Genomic DNA, 25,705 nt, shown 5'->3' with positions numbered 1-25,705 from the left:
CTTTTCTATCGTGAAGCTGTCAGCTTCGGATGTTCCTTCCTTAGGAATTCGAGCAAATATGCCGCATTCCTTTCGAGACATTCTCCCTGTAGCATTTCTGCGTGACTGCCGCAGCCTTTTTTCACACGGTATTCACCTGTCGTGGCTTCCTCCCACGAAGCGAGCCACGGCGGCATCGCAAAGTCCGGTTCTGACGTTAATAGATCTATATCCGCATTGACCGTGCCGGTGCTGACGGTATGCACGAAGTAAGAATAAAACGCGTTTGTTTTTTTGGCGAGACCTTCTTTGACGGCTTCGTCATTCAGCGCTTCGTTATCCCGGTTTACCTTCATCAGCGCCTGGACATCGCTTTCTACGGTGCGGCCTTCCAAGTCGCTGACGCCTTGTTTTTTATAGGAATCAACCATGATCAGCCGCTCCACTTTACGTCCTTCGGCTTCAAGCCGTTTGGCCGTTTCAAAGGCGAGCGTGCAGCCTGCCGAGTATCCGAACAGCTTGACCGGTCCTTCCGGCTGGAGCTGATTGATCAGCTCTGTGTAGCGTTCAATGCGGTTGTCTTCCTCGATAAAATCAAACGCACAGATTCTATAGCCGGACAGCTGTTTTGCCAGCGGCTGGTACATCAGCCCGTAACCGAGAACCGGCGGGAACGCAAACAGTGTGTCAGACTGATTTTTATTCATGATGGTGAGATCTTTCATTCCTTTTTCTTCACCGTGAAGCAGATAACCGGCAATGTCTGCGATTGTCGTCGCTTCGAATAACAGCTGCACCGGGATGTCCGTACCGAGCTCTTTTTTAATGCGCGACGCTGCCGTCATCGCTTTTAAGGAATGGCCTCCGAGCGCGAAGAAATCATCATGAATCCCGATCTGCTGTCTGCCGAGAATCTCGGACCAGATGTGTGCAATCGTTTCTTCCGTCGCGTTTCGAGGCCCGATCCATTCTTTCGCCGCCTGAGCCTGATCCGGTTTCGGCAGCTGCCGTTTATTGACCTTCCCGTTTGTCGTTAAAGGAAGCTCTTCTAAGAAAGTAAAGGTTTGCGGCACCATGTAAGCAGGAAGCTGTTTTTTCAAGTGCCTCTTTACGTCTTCAGCTGAAAGCGGCGTCCGGTTCACGAGATAGGCGTTGATTGATGCATCTCCGGACTCATGGCGGTCTGCAACAACGACCGCATCTTTCACACCCGGGTATTCCTGCAGCTGCTTTTCGATTTCTTCAAGTTCAATCCGGTGACCGCGTATTTTGACCTGGTCGTCAATACGCCCGGCGTATTCAATCGTTCCATCCGGCAGCCATCGTGCTAAATCCCCTGTGCGGTAAAGCGTTTCTCCCGGCTTGAACGGATTTGGGATAAATGTTTGCTTCGTCAGGTCGTGACGGTTCAGATACCCTTTTGATACACCCATTCCGCTGATGCACAGTTCACCGACAGCTCCGAACGGCTGAAGCTGGTTTTGCCCGTTAAGAATATAAATACTTGCATTGCTGATCGGCTTTCCGATCGGCAATGAGGAAATGGAATCCGGTATATCATGCACGACGTGAGCTGTCGCAAACACCGTTCCCTCAGTCGGCCCGTAACAATTAATCAGCTTGCCGGGCCCCATGATCTCAAGCGCCTTTCTGACGTGAGGCACAGACGCGCGCTCACCCCCGAATAACACACAGCGGAGCCCCTTCAGCCACTCCTCTCCCGCATCGGTGAGAAGATTAAAAAGTGCGGTTGTCGCAAACATGACATTGACATTCTCCTGCCGGATCAGATCAGTGAGCCGTTCTGTATCAAGCAGTGTATGTTCATCTGCGATAATGAGCCGTGCCGCATTCAGGATTGATGCGTAGAAATCAAAAGTAAATGCGTCAAAGGCGTAATTCGAAACAGATAAGAACGTATCTTGTTCAGAAAATGCCATATAGTCTACATGCTTGACCAATCCTTGTATATTGGCATGAGTGGTGATATTGCCCTTCGGCTTTCCGGTTGTGCCGGACGTATACATAATATACGCCGGATCATCGGGATCAATTGCGGCTGCAGGATCGCTTGCCTGTTCCTCAAACCGTGCTTGATCATCGATGATGAGTGTTGTTCCTGTATACGGCAGCTGAGCCGCTTTTTCTTTCATCTCCTGATGTGTCAGCAGACAGGCAGCCGCACTGTCAGTCAGCATATACGAGATTCGGTCCTCCGGCAGCTTCGGATCAACCGGCAGATAAGCCGCTCCCGCTTTTAATACGCCGAGAATGCCGATCACCAGTTCAAGCGAGCGCTTCGTGTACAACGCGACAACGGTGTCTTTACCCGCACCTTGCTTTTGCAAACGGCGCGCAAGACGGTTCGCTTCCTCATCTAATTCGCGATAGGAAAGAGTCTGGCCGGAATACGTAAGCGCCGGTGCATCAGGATTTACATTCACCGCTTCCTTGAACCAATCCGTCAGAGGCTTCGCCTGATGAGTCTCAGCCGGCGGGTTTAAGCCGGTAAGCAGAAGCTCTCTTTCCTTTTCATCAACAAGTCTGATCGTATTGACAGGGTGATCCGGCTTCTGGATGAGCTGCTGAATCGCTGTGAGAAGCTGAGATTTTAAGCGCAGGATAAACGCCTCATCAAACACATTCCCGTTATAGGCAAGCTTAATCAGCATCTCATCACCTGGAGAAGCCATCAGGTTGAGATCATAATTCGATTTCTCAAAAACATGGACGTCCTCCATATCAAAGCCGTTTTCACTGTTCTCTTCTTTTTTTGCATCCTGAAGCGGATAATTTTCAAACACAATAATATGATCAATCAGCTTTGGCTGATCGGCCTGGCTTTGGATGTCATAGAGCGGCACATATTGATGAGGCTCAGACTGCAGCGATTGCTCCTGCAGCTGCTTGAGCAAGCCTTTAAATGTGGTATCCTCAGACAGCTTCACCCGCCTCGGAACAGCATTGATAAACAGCCCGACCATATGTTCAACGCCTTTGATTTCTGCGGGACGCCCGGAAACGACTGTGCCGAAGATCAAATCGCCGGACTGCTGGTAGCGGCTGATTAATACACTCCAAACCGCCTGCAGCGCCGTACTCAAAGTGGTATGCTGCGATTTTGCAAGCTCGGTAAATGCTTTTGTTTCCGCCTCCGGCAGTGAGAAGAGCAGCTCTTTCGGCTCATAGCCGTTCTCTTGTTTCTTTCTTTGCTCCGCAAATGTCGTTTGTCCTTCAAAATCTTCTAAGTACCCGCGCCAGTAATGCAGTGATGCTTGTTTATCCTGCTTTTCAAGCCACTTGATATAGTCTTTATACGGTTTGACCGGCGGCAGGCTGTACGGCTTTTGTTCTCGCAGGGCATTGTATACCTTAAACAGATCCTGCACGACGATGCCGAAGCACCAGCCGTCCAAAATGATGTGGTGGTAGCTCCACACCCATTCAAAGCTTTCTTCCGATTTTTTAAAGATGGCTGCCCGCATCGGAATATCCCGCGTCAAATCAAAGCCCTTGATCTTATCCTGTTCTTTGTATTCATTAATTTTGGATGCTTGCTCGCTGCCCGTTAAGTGTGTCAGATCGATTTCTTCTATCTGAAACTGCCGTTTTTTCAATACGACTTGGACCGGCCTTTTTACTTTTTCGTGAATGAACACGGTACGAAATACATCGTACCGGTCCATGATCACATTCATGCTTTCTTCAAGGCATTTGATATTCAAGCTGCCTTTTACTCTCATTGTCATTTGTTCGATGTAAAAGCTTTGGCCGGGATTCAGGAGAGTATGAAACAGCATTCCCTCCTGCATCGGCGACAAATAATACATGTCCTGAACTTGATCTTTTTTGAACTGGCTCATCTGCTCCGCTCCCCCCTTCTGTTAACTGTTTTTGTCACGTTAAATTCTCCTCAAGCATGTCAAAGATGTCTCCCATTTCATCCATCTCAAGATCCTGCGCGCTGAAATCGCTCGGCGTAAATTCTTTCTCCTCTTTGGCCGTGCAATGGCGGATGATCATTAAAAGATTGTCTTTAAACCGCTGCATCTGTTTTTCGACGGTGCTTCTTTCATATTCTTCCTGATTGTATGAGCAGGAAATGACGAAGCGGCCGCCTGTAACCATTCCGCTGAAGCTCAGTGCGTATAACGCCTCTGACTCTTCGCTGACTTGACGTCCCATATCATATGGAGACGGCTCAAACCATTCCGTTTTCACTTCATTGTCAAACTGCCCCAAGTAGTTAAAACTGATTTCAGGCGCGGCGCCTTTTTCTGTTTCATCGGATGACAGATACCGGAGAATCCCGTATCCTACACCTTTAGCTGGAACGCGCCGCACTGTCTCTTTTACCGTTTTAATGACGGAAGAGACGCCGTCTTCCTTGCTGATCTGCAGAATCAACGGATATTGGGCCGTAAACCAGCCGACCGTCCGTGAAATATTGACGTTCGGTATGATTTCTTCCCGGCCGTGTCCTTCTAAGTTGATGCCGACTTTGCCGTTTTCCGTCCATTCACCGATCGTTAAGCCGAGTGCGCTGAGCAGAATGTCGTTGATTTCCGTTCCGTACGGATGATGAACATCTGTCAGCAGCTGTGCCGTTTCTTCCTCAGTCAATTCACATTTCACGGCCGCCGTATGTTTGACGAGCCGTTTGTCCGGATCATGGTCTTTCGGCAGCGGCCGGAGCTCTTCCGCATCTGCCTGCGCCCAATAATCCGCCTGCTTTTTCAGCTCTTCTGATTGCGCAAACGTGTTCAGCGCCTCCGCCCAATCTTTAAAGGAGTGGGTTTTTTGCGGGAGAACGATGCTGTTTTGCTGCTGCGCCTGTTTATAACCTGAAGCGAAATCCTCAAGCAGAATTCTCCATGAAACCCCGTCCACGACGAGATGGTGAACCGCGATTAACAGATGATCGCCTTGTTCTGTCCGGTATTGCTCCGCTTTTAACAGCGGGCCGTTCTCCAGATCAAGACTGCCCTGAAGATGATCGGCAAGCCGCTGAATCTGGCTTTTCAGCATATCCTCGTCCGTTCCGTACAGATCAACGATTTCAAAGCTTGCCTTGCATTCTGTGACAGGGAGGTATGTCTGAATGATGCCTTCCCTTTCTTCACGGTAAACCATGCGGAGCGCATCATGGTGTTCAATCAATGCTTGCAGGGTTTTTTCCACCAGGTCCGGATCAAAGCCGTCTTTCGCATGAAGCATGACGGATTGGTTCCAGTGGTGTTTGTCCGTGAAGTTTTTCTCAAAGAACCAGCGCTGGATCGGCGTTAACTCCGCTTCGCCTTCGACAGGTCCCTGATCGGCCTGCTTGCCTTCCGTCCGCTCCACATAGGAGACGAGCTCTTCGATGGTCGGGTGCTGGAAGAGATCCTTCATTTCCAGCTTGTAGCCGTGCTGGTTCAGGCGGCTCGCCATTTGGATGCCTTTGATCGAGTCACCGCCGAGGGTGAAGAAATTATCGCTTACGCCGATCTGATCAAGACCGAGCACTTCCTGCCAAATGTCGGAAAGCAGCGTCTCCATCTCCGTTTCCGGCGCTTTGTAAGCGGCGCTTCCCGCTTCAATGTCCGGTTCCGGCAGGGCTTTTTTGTCAATCTTTCCGTTTGCGGTGACCGGAAGCTCGTCCATCTCCACCCAGAACGCCGGCACCATGTAGTCAGGCAGCGTGTCTTTCAGCGCGGCTTTGAGCGCTTCAATATCGTCCTGCCGAGGCGCGACATAGGCGCAAAGCGCGGCATTGCCCGCTTTGTCTTCCACCGCCGTCACCGCTGCGTCATGAACATCCGCAAGCTGGGCGAGGCGGACTTCGATTTCTGAAAGCTCGATCCGGTAGCCCCGCACTTTGACCTGCTGGTCGATACGGCCGATGTATTCGATGCCGCTCTGCGCGTTCCATTTGACGAGGTCGCCGGTCCGGTACATGCGCTCGCCGGGCACGAACGGATCTGCGGTAAACCGCTTCGCCGTCTCTTCTTCACGGTTCAGGTATCCGCGTGCCAGACCGCGGCCGGCCACGCACAATTCGCCGGCAATGCCTTCCGGCTGCACCTGATCGCCGTCGCCGAGAATATAAGCTCTCGTATTGGCAATCGCCCGTCCGATCGAAAGCGATCCTTCCTCAGGATTGATGACGCCGCTTGTCGCGACGACGGTGTTTTCCGTCGGGCCGTAGTTGTTGACGATCGTGTACGGCTGTTTCACCGCCCGCTTCAGCTTGTCGCCGCCGACGAGAAGCATGCGGAGAGAGGTATTTTCCAGCTCCATAAATTGTTCGGCCAGCTGCGTCGGCAGGAAGGTGATGGTTACGCCGTGCTCTTCGAAATAGTGATTTAAGCGGGTGATATCCAGCCGGATCGCTTCGTCAATGACATGAAGCTCCGCGCCGATGGTCCATGTCGGGAACATCTCCCAGATGGAGGCGTCAAAACCGAAGCCCGCGTATTTGGCGCTTTTATCATCCGCCGTCATGGCGAATGCGTCGTGATGCCAGAAGCACAGGTTCACCAGCGCATGGTGTTCGACCATGACACCCTTCGGCTGTCCGGTCGTTCCTGACGTGTAAATCATATAAGCGAGATGATCCGCCGTTGTTTCCGTCTGCGGGTTCGCTTCATCGTTTTCATCAAGCGGCAGGCTCAGAATGGAGCGTCCGCCGTCAAGCAGGATCGTTTCTCCTTTGTAGCTTTCCGGCACGTCCAGCGCTTCCTGTGTGAGAAGAAGCTTGGCGCCGCTGTCCTGCAGAATGTAGCTGATCCGCTCTTGTGGGTAGTCGGGGTCAATCGGCACAAATGCCGCGCCCGCTTTCAGGACGCCGAGTACGCCCGCGGCCATTTCCAAGGACGGTTTCGTCAAAATGCCGACACGTTCGTCAGCCGTGACGCCGCAGTCTATGAGAATGCGCGCGATCCGGTTCGCCCTTGCGTTCAGCTCGCCGTACGTCCATTTCGCGCCGTTATATGCCGCGGCCGGCCGGTTCGCGTATCGGGCGGCCGTTTCTTCAAAGAGACGGTGAACCGTTTTGTCCTGCGGCACAGAGAGTGTTTTTCCTTTCCATGCGTCAAGGAGGGCTTGTTTTTCAGCATCGCTGATCAGTGAAATCTCAGGCAGCTTTCTGTCCGGGCTTTCCGCCGCTTGCTTCAGAATCCGCAGGAACCCGGCGCTCCACTTTTCAATGGTTTCTTTTTTAAACAGATCAGTCGCATATTCAAACTGAAGGCCGAGACCTTCTTGATCCGTAAAGCCGCCGAGTGTCAGATCGAATTTCGCCGTGCCTTGGTTTGACTCATACGGAGTGATGCGCAGGTTCTCCAGTTCCAGTGTTTCTTTATCCGGATCTTCTGTCGTCACCATCACCTGGAACAGCGGGTTGCGGCTCATATCTCTCGGCAGGTCAAGCTTTCCGATCAGATCCTCAAACGGATAATCCTGATGCGCCAGCGCGTCGAGATTGGTTTGTTTCACCCGTTCGAGCAGCCCGGCGAAGGTCTGCTCTTTTTGCGTTTCATTGCGAAGCGCAAGCGTATTGACAAACATCCCCGGCATTTCCTGAACTTCGGCGCTCGTTCTTCCGGCGGTCACCGAACCGATAATGATATCGCGCTGGCCCGTGATTTTGCTCAAAAAGACATGGAACGCGGCGTGAAGCACCATATGAAGAGTCGCTCCCGATGATTCCATTAATTCACGCACCGCTTTTTCCGTCTCACGCCCCGCTCTGAAACGGACGGACTGTCCTTTAAAACTTTGAACCGGCGGACGGGGAAAATCGGTCGGCAGATTCAATTCAGGAAGCTCGCCGGAAAATGCGGAGAGCCAATAACGCTCATGGTCTTTCATCCGTTCGGCCTGCTCAGGTTCATTCTGCCAGACGGCGAAGTCTTTATAGTGCAGGTTCGGCGACGGCAGACTTCCGCCTTTGTAAAGGTGAGCGAGCTCTTTGACCAGCATGCTTCTGGACACGCCGTCGGCAATGATATGATGCATATCCAGCAGCAGCAGGTGTTTCTTTTCATTCAGTCTGACAAGAGCGGCCCGAATGAGCGGAGCCGCGCTCAGATCAAACGGCTTAATGAATGCCTGAATGATAAGATCCGCTTTCTCCTCGTCCGCTGCTTCAAAGATGTGCAGGTCAATGTCAGCCTGTTCTGCGATCTGCTGCATCGGCTGGCCTTTTTTATCGATAAAGGACGTCCGCAAAGATTCGTGGCGGTTGATCATCTGATTGAGCGCTTCCTGAAGCTTTGAAATATTGACTTCTCCTTCCATCAGAAGAACGGACGGCATATTATAGCTGATTGTCTCCCGGTCAAGCTGGTTCAGGACGTACATCCGTTTTTGGGCGGATGATAACGGGTACGCGTCTGCACTGTCTGCCGGTGTGATCATCCGATATCCCTCAGATACCGCCGATTTTTCGATATATGCGGCAAGCAGGCGGACAGTCGGCTGTTCGAACAGCGCTTTTAACGGAACCGTTTTGTCCAGTTCAGCCTGAATATTGGCGAGGAGCATCATTCCTTTTAAAGAGTGCCCGCCGTAATCGAAGAAATTATCGTCGATGCCGAGCGTATCCGTACCGAGTGTCTGTTTCCAAATGCGGCACAGCTTTTCCTCCAATTCCGTTTCCGGCAAGGCTGAAGCAATTTGCGCCGTTTGGCTGACGCCCGGTTTCGGGAGGGCGTTTTTATCGGTTTTTCCGTTGGCTGTGAGCGGAATGCGGTCTACTTGCACGAAATAGGCCGGAAGCATATGAGACGGCAGTGTTTCGGAAAGCCGTTTGCGAAGCTCAGAGCCTTTCAGCCCGCTGTCGGCTTTATAGTACGCGCACAGTTCCGGCAGCCCGCCTTCGCTGACTGCGAGAACGACCGCCTCCTGAATGCCGTTTACGCTTAACAGCACGGTTTCAACCTCTTTTAATTCAATGCGGTAGCCCCGGATTTTCACCTGATCATCCGCACGGCCGATAAATTCAATCGTCCCGTCAGGAAGCCTGCGGACGATATCTCCCGTTTTGTACATCAGGCTGTCCGGTGAAAAAGGATTTGAGAGAAATTTCTCCGCCGTCAGCTGCGGACGGTGAAGATATCCTCTGGCAAGCCCCTTCCCGGTAATATAAAGCTCGCCGCTTGCGCCCGGAGGAACGAGCTGCATTGCTCCGTCCAATACAAGCGCGCCGGTATTTGCGATCGGGCGGCCGATGACGGGACGCTGCTCATATTGATCAAGACACTCCATATTGATCCGTTCCGCAATGGCGCCGATCGTCGTTTCCGTCGGTCCGTAGTGATTGATAAAGTCGGTATGGGCGTATACGTCATGAAACTTGCGGACATCGGACGTGATGATCTTTTCTCCGCCGAGCACCACTAAACGAAGCGGGCTGAAACGGCATTCTGACGTAAAACGGGCTGTATTGACGATCATATGGAACAATGACGGCGTCAGTTTCATATACGTAATGCCGTTTTTCTGTATATACTCACCAAGCTGATCAGGCGCGGTGTACGTCTCCTTCGGCACAATGTGCAGCTCGCCGCCCGCCTGAAGAATCGGGAATATGGCCGTATAGCCGAGATCAAATGCATAAGAAGACAGCAACACGGATTTGTCAGCTTCGGTCAAACCGGCTTCACGGCTGAACCATGTGACATAATTGATTAGATTGCGGTGCTCCAGCTGGACGCCTTTCGGTTTGCCCGTTGTTCCCGAGGTATAAATGATATAGGCAAGCCGGTCGGCGCCGGGCTCCGTTTCAAGCCGGTCGGCGCTTTCGTTCTGCCATTCTCCGTCTTCCATTACGACCGTTTTTTCTTTATAAACGGCGGCCGCGGTCATGTTTCTCTCATTGACGACCAGAAGCTTCGTTCCGCTGTCTTCGAGAGAGTAGCGGATTCTCTCTTCAGGAGTCTCCGGATCAATCGGGAGAAATGCCGCTCCGGCTTTCATGACGCCGAGAATCGCGGTAATCAAGTCGGCCGAACGATCCATCATAATGGCCACGATGTCCTCACTGCCCGTTCCGCAAGCCTGAAGGTGTCGGGCAAACCGGTTCGAGCGTTCATCAAGCTCACGATATGTCAGACTTGTTCCGCCCGCAACCGCCGTGAGATCAGGCGTTTTTTGCGCTTGCCGTTCAAACAGCGAAACAAAAGTGCCCTCAGGCAGATCCGCTTCCGTCCGTTTTTCATCAGAAAGGAGCGCTTCCCGCTCAGGAGCGGACAGCAGGCTTGCGTCGGCCAGCTGAATATCCGGATTTTCGGCGCAGGCTTTAATCAGATTGACAAAATGAGCGCTCCAGCGGCGGATGGTTTCGTCCGCAAATAAGGCTTTCGCGTAATCAAAGCTCAATCCGACCTCTTCTCCGCGCTCAGCCGCTTCTAAGGAAAGATCAAATTTAGCGACATGATGATGCATGGAGTAAGAAGAAATCTCCAAATCTCCGAGCCGCAGGGCCGGGATCTCCATGTTCTGCATATTAAATAACACGCTGAACAGCGGACTCCGGCTTGTGTCCCTCGTTAACGGCAGTTTTTCAATTAATTCTTCAAGCGGATAGCTTTGATGCTCAAAAGCTTGAAGGCTCGCCGTTTTCACTTCATCCAGAAATTGCTTGAACGTTTTTTTGCCGGCAGGATGCGACCGAAGCGCAACTGTGTTGACAAACATGCCCGGCACGTCTTGGAGATCAGGATGCTGTCTTCCGGCCGCCGGAGACCCGACTATGATGTCTTCCTGCCCCGAATATTTGGACAGCAGCACTTGAAAAGCGGCTAACAAGAACATGTACATCGTCGTATCCGTATCAGCCAGCAGCTTCTTAATCTGCGCCGTCACCTGTTTATCAAGCCCGAAGATGACGCGTTCCCCTTCAAAACTGCGCTCGGCAGGACGCGGGAAATCAAGCGGCAGATCCAGCACCGGCAGATCGCCTTTGAACGTATCAAGCCAGTAAGCTTCGTGCTGATCAAGATTTGCTTTTTCACGCTGCCAGACTGAAAAATCCTTATAATGAATCTTTGGCAGCTCAAGCTCCGTGCCTTGATAAAGCTTCGCAAGATCACCGATGAAAATGCCCATTGAGCTTCCGTCCGTAATAATGTGGTGCATGTCAATCAGCAGAAGATGCCGGTCTTCTTCAAGCCGGATCAGCTTCGAACGGACCAGCGGCGCACGATTGAGCGCAAACGGCCTGATAAAGGCTTTTGTCAGCTCTTCTGCATCTTCTTCCCGGCCCTCGGCGGTTTCAAGCTCAAACGACACATTTTTATGAATGGTCTGCACGACTTCTCCATCTGCCATGTCAAACGACGTACGCAGTGTCTCATGACGGTTGATTAATGCCTGCATGGCCTCTTCAAGACGGTTTTTGTCTACTGATCCTTCCAGCAGAAGTACAGCAGGGACGTTGTAGCTCGTGCTGGCCTGTCCGAGCTGATTAAGGATATACATCCTGCGCTGTGCTGAGGAAACAGGATAATGCTTCTGATAAGGCGCTTGTCGGATCGGTTCAAACTGCTGTTCCTCCTCGGTCTCATGCTCCAAATAATGCGCAAGCTCCTGAATGGTCGGCTTTTCAAATAACACTTTAATCGGCACTTCTTTTTGAAAGTGCTCCTGGATTTTAGCGGTCATCATCATGGCTTTTAAAGAATGTCCGCCAATCGTGAAGAAATTGTCAGTCACACCCGCTTTTACACCGAGAATACCTTCCCAAATGTCCGCGAGTTTCTGCTCCGCTTCCGTTTTCGGCGCTTCGTATTCTTTTTGAACGGCTTCAGCCTGAGGCTCAGGCAGCGCTTTTTTATCAATCTTTCCGTTCGCCGTCAGCGGAAACTGATTCATCTGGATGAAGTGCGCGGGAATCATGTATTCCGGAAGTGATTCCGAAAGCGTTTTGCGCAGGTCTTCCGGCGAAAGGGCTTGGTCTGCGGTAAAGTAAGCGCAGATTTCATTTTCATCCGCTTTATTTTTCCGGATCACAGCCGCAGATTCCGTCACATTCTCCGCCTGGCTGATTTTCGCCTCAATTTCGCCGAGCTCGATTCTGAAACCGCGGACCTTTACTTGGTTGTCAATTCTGCCGAGAAACTCGATCGTGCCGTCCGGAAGCCACTTCGCCAAGTCCCCCGTCCGGTATATCATTTCATCCGGTCTGAACGGATCGCGGACAAACTGCTTCTCCGTTAATTCAGGCAGATTCACATAGCCTCTTGCCACTCCGCTTCCGCCGACGCACAGCTCCCCGGGCGCGCCGATCGGCTGGAGGTTGCGGTTTTCGTCCATAATGTACGCAGTGGAATTTCCGATCGGCTTCCCGATCGGGATCGAACCGTCGTAGTCCTGATCAATGAGAAAACTCGTCGAAAACGTCGTATTCTCCGTCGGCCCGTAGCCGTTCCAAAGCGACAGCTCCGGTGATGCCTTCCTCACTTTGCTGACGATATGCGGCACAAGCGCATCACCGCCGATGATGAGGTGCCGGAGCGTGTTAAACATGCCGGCATCCTTTTGGGCAAGCTGATTAAACAGCGGAGACGTCAGCCACATGGTCGTGATCCGCTGCTCTTTCAGAAATTGGGCGAATCGTCCGGCGTCAAGCAGCGTCTCTTTTTTCACCGGGTGCAATGCCGCTCCGTTCAGCAATGCGCCGAAGACTTCGAAGGTTCCGGCATCAAAGCTGACGGCTCCCGTTTGCGCCATCCGGTCTTCTTCATGAACCGGCACGTAATTCGAATGTTTGACGAGCCTGATGATATTTCTGTGTTCAATCATGACGCCTTTCGGTTTTCCGGTCGACCCGGATGTATACATGATATACGCCAAGTCGTTGCCGCCGGCCGGAAGATTCAAGTCTGTTCCGCTTAGCGTTTCATCCTCGCTTTCATCCAGCATGACAATCGGGACTTGCAATGTGCCCGCTTGTTCTTGATAGTCCTGAACTGTCAGCACAAGCCGAATCGAGCTGTCTTCCGCCATAAAGCGGAGACGGTCCTCCGGAAAAGCCGGATCAATCGGCACATAGGCGCCGCCTGCTTTTAGGACGGCAAGCATTCCGATAACGGTTTCCGCAGACCGGTCGTTCATAATAGCGGCGGTCCGGCCTTTTTCCAGCCCGCTCTTCACAAAGTGTCTCGCCAGGCGGTTGGCCGCTTCGTTCACTTCACGGTAGGTCCATTCGCGTCCCGCTTCTTTTATCGCGATGCTTGCAGGCGTCCGGTTTGCCTGTGCTTCAAACAAACGGTGAACGGCCTCCTCTTCCGGAAGCGCCGTTTTTGTATCATTGAATATCTCAACAATCTGCCGCTCTTCTTCGCCTGAAACAAGGCCGAGTTCCCGCACGGGCGCATCAGGCGTTCCGACCGCCGCTTTCATCATGCAGGTCAGATGATGCGCCGTTCGTTCGATGGCATCATGAGCGAAAGCCGCTCCGTTGTATTTGATTTTGACAGTCCACGTTTTTCCCGGATACACGATGAGATTGAAATCAAAGCTCGTCTGCTCAAAAGCATGTTCAACTTTAATGGAAAAGCCGAGTCTTTCCTCCATGCCCCCGTTTTCCAGCTCTTTGTCCAGCGGATAGTTTTCAAACGCGACCAAATGATTCAAGAGGCTGCCGTCCAGAGCGGAGCGCTTTTGAATGTCATAGAGCGGCACATAATCATAGCGCTCGGCTTCCACGGCGTTTTTCTGAACTGCCGCCATCACGTCAGAAAAGGCTGCATCTTTGTCAATCTTGATTCTGACGGGAATCGTATTGATGAACAGCCCCGCCATCGTTTCAATGCCGTTGATTTCTGAAGGACGGCCTGATACGACGGTGCCGAACACCACATCGTCTGTATAGTTGTATTTGCTGAGCACCGCACCCCAAACGGCCTGAAACAGGTTAGGCCCCGTGACTTGATGCCGGTTGGCGGTCTGCTGAATCTGCGCGACCAGCTCTTCATCCCAGACAAAAGAATATTCTTCATTTTGGTAGTCTTTCTTTTCTGGTGCCAGACGGCCCGGGAGCAGGCTCGGCTGTTCGAAATCCGCCAGGCGGCTGCTCCAATATTGTTCCGCCTCCTCATAATCCCTGCCTCCGAGCCATTTGATATAGTCAGAGTAAGGTTTGCCCTGGCTTCCCCCGGCGGGCCGGCCGGCACGAAGCGCTTCATAGTTTTGAAACAGGCTTTTCATCAAAACGCCCATACTCCAGCCGTCCATGACGATATGATGATTGCTCCAGACGAGATACAGTTCCTTCTCACTGAGCCTGAACACCGCCGCTTTAAAGAGAATATCCTTCGCCAGATGAAAGCCCTGCTGCTGCACATCGCGTTTATAGCGTTCAATATATTCGGTTTGGCGCGCTTCATCTAATTGACTGATATCTTCATAGTGCACCTTCGTCTTCCGCTCTGCTAATACGACTTGGCGCGGTTTTTGAAGCTGCTGGTGCACGAATACCGTACGCAGGATGTCATATGTCCGAATCAGCTCATTGACACTTTTTTCAAAAAGCTCAAGCTGAAAGCTTCCGTGAATCCTAAGCTCTAATTGTGTGAAGTAGGAGGAAGAATGCGGATCAAGCAGCGCATGATACAGCATTCCCTCCTGCATCGGTGTGAGTGCATACACCTTTTGAATCGATTTTTTGCTCATATGTCACCTCTGTCTTTTCTGTTAGAGAATTTCCATTAATTTATCAAGTTCATCAAGCGTCAGATCATCATCGCCAAGATCGCTAGGCGTAAGCTCAGGTCCGTCTTGGGCCAGGCAGTGATCTATGATTTTCAAGAGGTGCCCTTTAAAGCTGTCACTGAACGATTGAATGGTTTTTTCATGAAATTCGAGAGAATGATAGGCAAACGTCATCGTCATCTGCCCATTTTCTATAAATCCGACAATATCAAGCGCATTCGGCTTCTCTGTGTCAGGGCTCAGCGATTGTCCTGACGGCATCCCGGATCTTGTAAATAAGCCGGAATCCGACATCTCATTAAACTGGCCTAAGTAGTTAAAGCTGATATCCGGATCAATCTCAAATGAAAGACCCTCTTTATGCTCAGGCGCCGTTACATAACGCAGAATGCCGTAGCCGACTCCTTTGTTCGGGATGTGTCTGATGTCTTCTTTCATTTGTTTCAGCTGATATGAAAGATCGTCGGCGTGCTTCATCTCAAGGATCATCGGATACATGCTCGTAAACCATCCGACCGTCCGGGTGATATTCAGCCCGTCAAGAATGTCTTCGCGCCCGTGGCCTTCCAAATGAACGCCGATCGTGTCTTCACCCGTCCACTCTTTCAGCGCCAGTCCGAGCGCCGTGAGCAGGATGTCGTTCATTTCCGTATGGTAGGCTTCATGTACGTTTGTCGTCAGCTGTTCAGTTTGTTCAGGCGTCAGAGAGAAACTGACCGTTCTCGTATGTCTCATGCGCTGATCGCCAGACTGCCTGTCTTTCGGAAGCTGAGTGCATACCTCTTTCTCCTCAAGCTCCCTCCAGTAATCCGCTTCTTTCAGAAACGCCTTCGTATTTGCGTACTCTTTGATTCTCTCAGCAAATTCGGCGAATGAATGTGTTTTCGGAGGCAGCGCCGGTTCATTGCCTTGCTTCAGCTGCGTATAAACGGACGTGAAGTCCTCCAGTAAAATCCGCCAAGATACACCATCCACGACTAAGTGATGGATTGCGAGAAGAAGGTGGTCTCCATCTTCAGCCCGGAAGAGCCCGGCCTTCAGCAGATGTCCTGTTTCCAGTGAAATACTGCTTTGAAGACGGTCTGCTTCCCGTTCGATACGGTCCTCATGATCTTCAGCAGGTCCGTTCAGCTCAAAGACGTTCAGTTCAACAGACGCATCCTCAAGCCCTCTGTAATACGGTTTTTGTTCACGATAAATCATCCGGAGCGCATCATGGTGCACCGTCAGGACATGTAATGTTTTTTCTGTTATCTCCGGATCAAAGCCGTCTTTCGCGTGAAGCATGACGGATTGGTTCCAGTGGTGTTTGTCCGTGAAGTTTTTCTCAAAGAACCAGCGCTGGATCGGCGTTAACTCCGCTTTGCCTTCGACAGGTCCCTGGTCGGCCTGCTTGCCTTCCGTCCGCTCCACATAAGAGACGAGCTCTTCGATGGTCGGGTGCTGGAAGAGATCTTTCATCTCCAGCTTGTAGCCGTGCTGGTTCAGGCGGCTCGCCATTTGGATGCCTTTGATTGAGTCGCCGCCGAGCGTGAAGAAATTATCGCTTACGCCGATCTGATCAAGACCGAGCACTTCCTCCCAAATGTCGGAAAGCAGCGTCTCCATCTCCGTTTCCGGCGCTTTGTAAGCGGCGCTTCCCGCTTCAATGTCCGGTTCCGGCAGGGCTTTTTTGTCAATCTTTCCGTTTGCGGTGACCGGAAGCTCGTCCATCTCCACCCAGAACGCCGGCACCATGTAGTCCGGAAGCGTGTCTTTCAGCGCGGCTTTGAGCGCTTCAATATCGTCCTGCTGAGGCGCGACATAGGCGCAAAGCGCGGCATTGCCTGCTTTGTCTTCCACCGCCGTCACCGCTGCGTCATGAACATCCGCAAGCTGGGCGAGGCGGACTTCGATTTCTGAAAGCTCGATCCGGTAGCCCCGCACTTTGACCTGCTGGTCGATACGGCCGATGTATTCGATGCCGCTCTGCGCGTTCCATTTGACGAGGTCGCCGGTCCGGTACATGCGCTCGCCGGGCACGAACGGATCTGCGGTAAACCGCTTCGCCGTCTCTTCTTCACGGTTCAGGTATCCGCGTGCCAGACCGCGGCCGGCCACGCACAATTCACCGGCAATGCCTTCCGGCTGCACCTGATCGCCGTCGCCGAGAATATAAGCTCTCGTATTGGCAATCGCCCGTCCGATCGAAAGCGATCCTTCCTCAGGATTGATGACGCCGCTTGTCGCGACGACGGTGTTTTCCGTCGGGCCGTAGTTGTTGACGATCGTGTACGGCTGTTTCACCGCCCGCTTCAGCTTGTCGCCGCCGACGAGAAGCATGCGGAGAGAGGTATTTTCCAGCTCCATAAATTGTTCGGCCAGCTGCGTCGGCAGGAAGGTGATGGTCACGCCGTGCTCCTCGAAATAGTGATTTAAGCGGGTGATATCCAGCCGGATCGCTTCGTCAATGACGTGAAGTTCCGCGCCGATGGTCCATGTCGGGAACATCTCCCAGATGGAGGCGTCAAAACCGAAGCCCGCGTATTTGGCGCTTTTATCATCCGCCGTCATGGCGAATGCGTCGTGATGCCAGAAGCACAGGTTCACCAGCGCATGGTGTTCGACCATGACACCCTTCGGCTGTCCGGTCGTTCCTGACGTGTAAATCATATAAGCGAGATGATCCGCCGTTGTTTCAGTCTGCGGGTTCGCTTCATCGTTTTCATCAAGCGGCAGGCTCAGAATGGAGCGTCCGCCGTCAAGCAGGATCGTTTCTCCTGTGTAGCCATCCGGCACGTCCAGCGCTTCCTGTGTGAGAAGGAGCTTGGCGCCGCTGTCCTGCAGAATGTAGCTGATCCGCTCTTGTGGGTAGTCGGGGTCAATCGGCACAAATGCCGCGCCCGCTTTCAGGACGCCGAGTACGCCCGCGGCCATTTCCAAGGACGGTTTCGTCAAAATGCCGACACGTTCGTCAGCCGTGACGCCGCAGTCTATGAGAATGCGCGCGATCCGGTTCGCCCTTGCGTTCAGCTCGCCGTACGTCCATTTCGCGCCGTTATATGCCGCGGCCGGCCGATTCGCGTAGCGGGCGGCTGTTTCTTCAAAGAGACGGTGAACCGTTTTGTCCTGCGGCACAGAGAGTGTTTTTCCTTTCCATGCGTCAAGGAGGGCTTGTTTTTCTGTTTCATTCACCAAGGAAAGCTCAGAAAGCTTCGCAGCCGGATTTTCCGTTGCGGCTTTTAACAGTTGAAGCCAATAATGCTTCCACGTCTCTGCTGTTTCCGGTTTAAACAGCGCGGTGTTATATTCAAGCACAAACGTTAAGCCTTCGTCTGTGTCCTCAGCCGTCAGCGTCAGGTCAAACTTGGCTGTTTTTCTGTCAAACGGATGGTGCTTCAGCTCAATTCCTTCCATGACCAGATCTTCAGCATTTGCATTTTGCATTGAGAATACCGCATCAAACAGCGGATTTCGGCTCGTATCACGCTGCACCTCAACCTTTTGCAGAAGGTCTTCAAGCGGATAATCCTGCGCGTCAAATGCATGTAAAGCGGTTTGTTTCACTTCTTTAAGATAGTCCGTGAACGTTTTGTCCGCTTCCGGATACGTACGAAGCGCGAGTGTATTCACAAAAACACCGATGACGTTTGCGAGATCCGCATGTGACCGTCCCGCAACCGGCGAGCCGACAATGATGTCATGCTGTCCGCTCAGTTTTGAGAGAAAGGCGCTGTACGACGCCAGGAGCACCATGTACATGGTAGAATCCGTTTGTTTCGCAAGACTGCGAAGAGCCGACGTCTGTTCCTCAGTCAGAGAAAAGACCAGCTTGTCTCCTTCAAAGGTTTGCACGGCCGGACGGCTGTAATCAGCCGGCAGCGTCAATACCGGAAGCTCGCCGTCAAGCTCCCGAAGCCAATGCTCCTCCTGCTTGCGGTACTGCTCTGATTGAATAAATTTCTGCTGCCATACCGCATAGTCTTTATAATGAATCCGCAGCGGCTCAAGCGTTTCGCCGCCATACAAGCGGGACAGTTCATCTATCAGCACGCCGACTGAAGCGCCGTCCGAAATGATATGGTGCATATCAAACAGCAGCAGGTGGTCATGTTCAGCCAGCTTGACCAGCCCCGTTCTGACGAGAGGAAGCTGATCCAGACGGAACGGCCGGATAAAGCTCTGAATAATCTGTTCAGCATCTTCTTCAGAGGCTTCATAATATTCCATGTCGATATAAGCTTCCGCCCATATACGCTGAACCGTTTCTCCATCCTTTATGTCAAATGTCGTTCTGAAGGCTTCATGGCGTTCTGTCAGCTGTTTCATGACGGATTTCAGCTTTTCTGCATCAAGCTTTCCTTTTAAGCGGAGCACAGACGGCATGTTATAGCTTGTTTCAGCGCCTTCCAGCTGCTGAAGCACGAACATCCGCTTCTGCGGTGAAGAAACCGGATACGTTTCCCGCTCGGCAGCCGGTGCGATGCTCTCAGCCGCCTTCCGCTCAGCCCCTTCAATCAGCTGCGCCAGCCCAGCAGCCGTCGGAGAAGTGAACAGGTCCTTTAAGGTAAGCTGCACGCCGAATGTCTTCTGGATAAGGGCCAGCAGTTTCATCCCCGCTAACGAGTGGCCCCCGATCTCAAAGAACTGATCATGGACGCCGACCCGTTCCATTTGCAGCACCTCAGCCCAAATATCCGCCAGTTTTTTTTCTGTTTCATTGCGCGGCGCCGTATATGACACGGCATTCGCTGCGGTCACATCCGGCATCGGCAGCGCCCGCCTGTCGATTTTTCCGTTCCCTGTAAGAGGCAGTTCATCCAATTGAATAAAGACGGACGGAATCATATAAGCCGGAAGATCCTTCGCCGTATGCTCCCTCAGCTCCCGGGAAGATATTTCCCTGAGGCCGACAAAATACGCGCAAAGAAGTTTGTCACCCGCGCCCTGATCCACAGCGAGCACTATGCATTCCTGAATCTGATCATGGCTTTGAAGCTGATGCTCAATTTCGCCAAGCTCAATCCGCTGACCGCGGATTTTCACCTGATGGTCGATGCGTCCGATAAACTCGATATCGCCATTCGGAAGCCATCTGGCCAAGTCGCCCGTTTTATACATCCGTTCACCTTCCTTAAACGGATGCTTTACAAATTTTTCTTCCGTCAGTTCAGGACGGTTGTAGTAGCCTTCTACGAGACCTTCCCCGCTGACGCACAGCTCTCCCGCGATACCCGCCGGCTGAATGCGTCCGGCTGAGTTCATAATAAAGACTTCCGTATTGCTGACCGGTTTACCGATCGGAACGGAGAGCGTATCCTCTTCAATGACATCCACCGGATGGTATGTCGCAAACACCGTGCTTTCCGACGGACCGTACATATGAAGCAGTCTTCCTTTCCCGACTGCCGCCAGCGCCTTTTTGACATGTTCTACAGACGCTCTTTCGCCCCCGAACATGATTTTCCGAAGCGTCGTCAGACAGGACGGCTCCATATCAACAAGCAGGTGGAACAGGGCCGTCGTAATCATCAGAATGCTGACGTTCTCCCGTTTGATCACACGGGACAGGCGCGACATGTCCAGCACCGTATCTTTCGGGACGATCACAAGCTTTGCACCGTTTAACAGCGAACCGAACATATCAAACATAAAAGCGTCAAAGACGTAGTTTGACAGACCGAGCACTGTGTCCTCTTCAGAAACGGTCAAATAGTTCGTGTTTTTTACCGTCCGCAAAATGTTGGCATGTGTGACGATGTTCCCTTTCGGCGTTCCCGTCGTGCCTGATGTATAAGTAAGATTGGCAATTGTGCTGGAGTCAAACGGCAATGCTGGATTGCGAGAGTCCTTTTCATAGCTCGCCTCATCATCAGCAAGCACAATGGCGCCTTGAAAACCGGCCTTTTCCGCAAGCGGCTTGAGGCTTTGCTGAGTCAGGAGCACTTTCGCCCCGCTGTCGCGGAAGAAATGCTGAATCCGCTGAACCGGATGCTCAGGATCAATCGGCACATAGGCGGACCCCGCTTTTAACACAGCCATAATGGAAACAATCATGTCCATTGACCGTTCACATAAAACAGCCGCGGTTTTCCCGCCGCCTCCGACCGAAAGAATATGCCGCGCAAGCCTGTTGGCGCGTTCATTCAGCTGCTGATACGACAGAGTTTCCCCTTCGAACTGAAGAGCCGTCCGGTCAGGGTTCTTTCGGGCCTGTTCTTCAAAGATCTGCACGATCGTTTGCTCTTTCGGGTATGCCGTGCGCTCCGGATTGAACCGCTGTAATTGGTTCAAAGCCTCCCGTTCAGAAAGCAGATCATATTCGCTGATTTTCGCATCCGGCTGAGCTGCCGCACTCTCCAGCAGACGGACATAGTGCGCAAGCATGCGATCCGCAGTTGAGCGCTTAAACAGCTTCGTGCAATAATCCAAATCGAGCGCAATGCCTTCCGCTGTTTCCCGGGCCTGCATTGTCAGATCGAATTTAGCGATATTGAAGTTGGTTTCATGAAGAGACAGCGTCAGGTTGCCGATCTCCGGAATTCCGTCCGAAGCATTTTGCAGACTGAACATCGTGTCAAATATCGGATGCCTGCTCATGTCCCGGGGCACGTTCAGCTCCTCGGTCAGCCACTCAAACGGATAATCCTGATGGGAAAACGCGTCCAGCACCTGTTTGCGCACATGACCTAACAAGCCGGCAAATGTCTGATCCTGCTTCACGGAGCTTCGCAGCGCAAGCGTGTTGACAAACATCCCGATAAGCCCCTCGGTATCAGAGTGATTTCTTCCCGCTGACGGTGTTCCCACGATGATGTCTTCCTGTCCCGAATACTTAGAAAGCAGCGTATAGTATGCCGATAACAGCACCATGTAAAGGGTGGCTCCGTTTTTCTCGGCAAGCTTCTGCAGCCGTTCCCGCAGCATTTTCGGCAGCTTGGCGGACACGCGGTCACCTTCAAAGCTTTGCATTTGCGGCCGCGGATAATCAGGGAGCAGCTGAAGCACCGGCAGTTCGCCGCTGAAGACTTCTTTCCAGTACGCCCGCTCCTTCTTGTAGCCTTCTTTCGCCCGTTCCGCCTGCCATACGGCATAATCTTTATATTGAATGCGCAATTCAGGCAGCTGATTTCCGCCGTAGATGTCAGCCAGTTCCTTCAGCATGATGGAAATAGACACCCCGTCAGAAATCAGGTGATGCATATCAAACAGCAGCATATGGCGATTGTGACCGAGCGTTTGCAGGCCGATTCTGAACAGCGGCGCCTCAGATAAATCAAAACGGCGCACAAAGTCCTTCATGACCTGTTCATTCGTTCTTCCGCGCGCTTCGAGCATTTCAATATGAAACGGAACATGTTCGTGAACCACCTGTCTCGGCGTGCCGTCCTCCGATTGAAACGATGTTCTGAGCGCTTCATGCCTGCTGATTAAGGCAGAAAATGCACGCTCGAGCTTTTCAAGGTCTAAAGCGCCCTCAATCACGGCCGCAGCCGGCATGTTATATCCGACTCCCGCATCTTCAAATTGGCTCGCGATATAAGTCCGCTGCTGAGCGAGCGAAAGCGGATAGCTCGCCTGCTTCTCAGCCGGCTCAATCGCCCTGAATGCCGGTCCTTCGTTTCGGTTTTCCGCATAATCGGCAAGCGCCGCAATCGTCGGATGCTCAAACAAGTATTGCAGCGGAATTTCAACGCCCATTTGCTTATGAATTTTCGTCAGAAGCGTCATTGCCTTTAATGAATGACCGCCTGACTCGAAGAAATGATCATAAATGCCCGCCTTGTCCATTCCGAGGACTTCCTGCCAGATGACGGTGAGCGTTTCCTCCGTTTCGTTTCTCGGCGCGGCATATTCGGATGAGCTGACAGCCTGCACATCAAGCGCAAACAGCTTTTTGCGGTCCGCCTTCCCGCTCGGCGTGAGCGGAATTTCGTCCGTTTTTGTAAAGTAAGCGGGCACCATGTAATCAGGAAGGTGCTTGGACACATACTCCCTGTACTCGGCAGGGTGAAACTCGGTTCCTTTTTCCTGAACGATATATGCGCAAACATCTAAGCTGCCCTGCTGATCCGGCCGTGCCAGCACGACGGCCTGCGCCGCCCCCGGAGCTTTTCTGAGCACCGTTTCAATTTCTCCCAGCTCAATACGGTAGCCGCGGACTTTCACCTGATCATCTTCACGGCCGATATATTCGATCGTCCCGTCCGGCAGCCAGCGCGCCATATCACCCGTGCGGTACATGCGGCCGCTTCCGTTAAACGGATCTTGCAAAAACTTCTCTGCGGTCAAATCCGGAAGATTTAAATAGCCGCGGCCTACACCGTCACCCGCGATATACAGCTCACCGGCCGTCCCGTCGGGCTGAAGCCTCTGGTGCTTATCCAATATATACAGACGGGCGTTGCCGAGCGGTTTTCCGATCGGAACGTACGCCGCCTGTTGATTCATTCCGTTATCGGCTGACACCTGATGCACGGACGCATCTACGCACGTTTCTGTCGGCCCGTAGACATTCGTCAGACGCGGCGCCCTGCCCGATTGATGAAAGAGGTTCATCAGCTGTTCAGCAACAGCGGCGGACAGGCCCTCTCCCCCAATGAGCATGTGGCGCAATTCAATTCCGCTGACATCTCCCGCCGCAACCATCATCTGCAGATGCGCAGGGGTTCCGTCAGTGGCTTCAATCCGGTTTTGACGATAATAGTCCAGCAGTGCCGAGCCATTCGTTACAGTCGTTTTCGGCACGATATAAAGCGTCTGTCCCAAAAGAAGCGAGGCAAAAATCTGTTTGACGGACGCATCAAAATGAAACGGAGCCAAAAGCGCCATTCTTAATGTCTGCTCACCGCATTGATAAATCTCCTGCTGCAGTGATTGCACCAGATGATGAACTTGCCGGTGCTCAATCATCACGCCTTTCGGCCGCCCCGTTGTACCTGACGTGTAGATGATGTAAGCCAGCCGGTCTGATTGTGTACTGACACCGTCCGCAGCCGTTTCAAACTGAACAGCCTCGTCAAAATCAATCCGTTCGGCATCCGCTGCAGGCGCCTGTATTCCGGCCTCTGTCAGAACAGCCTTCGCTCCGCTGTCCTCCAAAATGTACTGAATCCGATCCGCCGGAAAGTCAGGATCTATCGGCACATAGGCGCCGCCCGCTTTCAAAATTCCCAATATTGCCGCAATAACACGCTCAGAACGGCCAAGCAGCACCGCGACAGGAGAATCGGCTGATATCCCGGCATTAAGAAGACGTCCGGCAATTCGGCCTGACTGTTCATGCAATGTGCGATAGGACAATGTTCGGCCTTCATACACCACCGCCGGTTTGTCAGACAGTGACTTCACTTTCTCTTCAAACAGCCCCGGTATCGTCATCTCCCCGCGGTAATTCACCGGATTGCCTGAGGCCCGTGTCAACAGCCGCTCTTTCTCGGATTCAGAAAGAAGAGTAAGCTCATCAATTATGCGATCAGGAGATGAAATCGCATCTTCAATCAGCGTGATCAAACGTTCAGAAACAGATACAATCTCCTCTCCCTTGAATATGTCGCTGCGATAGTCAAAATCAATCGTCAATTTCCCAGTGTCCCATCGTTCCTTCACATGAATCGAAATATCATTTGTACCGCTTCCGCTGAAAATAGGGTCTGTCAGGAAGGACAGATTCTCTTTTTTCTGCCACTGCATCACCTGGTACTCCAGAGCCACCGTAAACAATCTGCTCAGCGAACTTTTCGAAGCGCGCAAATCATTGACAAGCAGGTTATACGGATACTTTTGGTGGCGGAGAATTTTCATCAGATCCTTCATCCGGCCTTTAACGAATTCCAAGAACGACTGTCCTCCGTCAACGCTTGTCCGCACAGGAACCGTAGATACGAACATCCCGAGCATCTGCTTTTCTTTCGCATTTGTCCGGTTTCCCATAAACGTACCCGTAACAACGTCATCCCGGCCGGTCACTTTGTAGAGATAAGTGATCAAAGCTGATTGGAACAGAGATAGTACGCTGACTTTATGCTCCTCGCAGAATGAATGAATGCGGCCATATAAGTCGTGAGGAATTTCTTGAGAAAACCGTTTCGCATCAAGACCCGCATCTGCCTGGCTCCGTTTCAGGGACACAAGCTCCGGCACGGTCTCGAACTGCCCGTTCCAAAAATCCCGATCCTTTTTAAACCGCTTCGACTGCACATATTCCTGCTCAGTCAGCACATGCTCGATAAAGGAAGGAATCTCCGTCTGTTCCATACTTGCTCCGCCCGAAAGCTCCAAATAAATATCAGTAATCGCATTGCCCAGAATCGTCATGGAAATCCCGTCTGAAATAATGTGATGCACATTAACGTAAAACCAGACCTCATTTTCGCTGATGGTATACACGGAAAAACGGAATAAATCCTGATCATATAATGCCAGAGGCTTGCTTGCCTCGTCACGTCCCCATTTTGACAGCTCTTCCGCAGAGCAGCCGGCTTGCCTGATGTCTGTATGTTCGATAGTCAGCGGACGGTAATCGCTCACATATTGAACGGGCTCCCCCTCATCATCAAGCCGCAGACGGATTCTCATCGACTCATACCGCCGGACGAATTCCTGTATCGCTTTCTCAACGTAATGAGCCTGTACGCCGTCGTCAGAAATGAGTTTCCCGAACCCGGCAAGATTTGAAATACTTGTGTTCGGATAGAATTTTTCTGTATACCAGATACGTTTTTGAGCATTTGTTAAAGGATAAAAAGTTATTTCCATATGTGTGCGCCTCCCCTTTTTAAGATAAAATTGTCAATTCTCCCTTAGAAACAGCCTCCCTCAATGTCCCTAACTCATTATCAAGCCAAAAGAACCACTTACCTCCAAAACGATCCCGATTCAATCACCGCCGAAATCCGCAATCCACTCACCCGCACAGTCCGAAATGCGGCTCAAATTTATGAGAAATCAAGACAAGAATCCAATGTTTGTAAGCAACAGGGTTTACCTATTTCTTCATGAATTACTATATATCTACTTACGTTCACTTTATATGAAATTATTGTTTTTA

At 51.9% G+C, this 25,705-nt stretch carries 3 protein-coding genes; all 3 read right to left on the bottom strand.

The genetic code is table 11. The features are described 5' to 3' along the window. Positions 1 to 5: 5 nt before the first annotated feature. The 3 genes from srfAC to srfAA are packed head-to-tail and all read right to left on the bottom strand — an operon-like array spanning position 6 to position 25,413. Positions 6 to 3,842 carry a surfactin non-ribosomal peptide synthetase SrfAC gene (gene srfAC / locus L3V45_RS01800; RefSeq protein WP_154303221.1) on the bottom strand — a complete coding sequence of 1,279 codons (3,837 nt, stop codon included), beginning with the start codon at positions 3,840 to 3,842 and terminating at the stop codon, positions 6 to 8. A 34-nt stretch (positions 3,843 to 3,876) separates the two neighbouring features. Next, positions 3,877 to 14,637: a surfactin non-ribosomal peptide synthetase SrfAB gene (gene srfAB / locus L3V45_RS01790; protein ID WP_442863052.1), complete on the bottom strand. Its 10,761-nt coding sequence runs from the start codon at positions 14,635 to 14,637 to the stop codon at positions 3,877 to 3,879. Between the two features lie 21 nt (positions 14,638 to 14,658). Next, positions 14,659 to 25,413 (bottom strand): surfactin non-ribosomal peptide synthetase SrfAA, encoded by a 10,755-nt coding sequence (gene srfAA / locus L3V45_RS01775; RefSeq protein ID WP_236837231.1) that lies wholly within the window; start codon positions 25,411 to 25,413, stop codon positions 14,659 to 14,661. Positions 25,414 to 25,705 lie beyond the last annotated feature (292 nt).

The organism is Bacillus sp. R45 (genome assembly GCF_021729365.1).
Lineage (GTDB): Bacteria > Bacillota > Bacilli > Bacillales > Bacillaceae > Bacillus > Bacillus velezensis.
The sequence above is the reverse complement of the archived record's forward strand: the minus strand, read 5'-3'. Positions and strand labels throughout refer to the sequence as shown.

Coding starts and splice junctions, on each gene's coding strand:
- srfAC (WP_154303221.1), bottom strand. CDS start 3,842: ATGAGCCAGTTCAAAAAAGATCAAGTTCAGGACATGTATTATTTGTCG.
- srfAB (WP_442863052.1), bottom strand. CDS start 14,637: ATGAGCAAAAAATCGATTCAAAAGGTGTATGCACTCACACCGATGCAG.
- srfAA (WP_236837231.1), bottom strand. CDS start 25,413: ATGGAAATAACTTTTTATCCTTTAACAAATGCTCAAAAACGTATCTGG.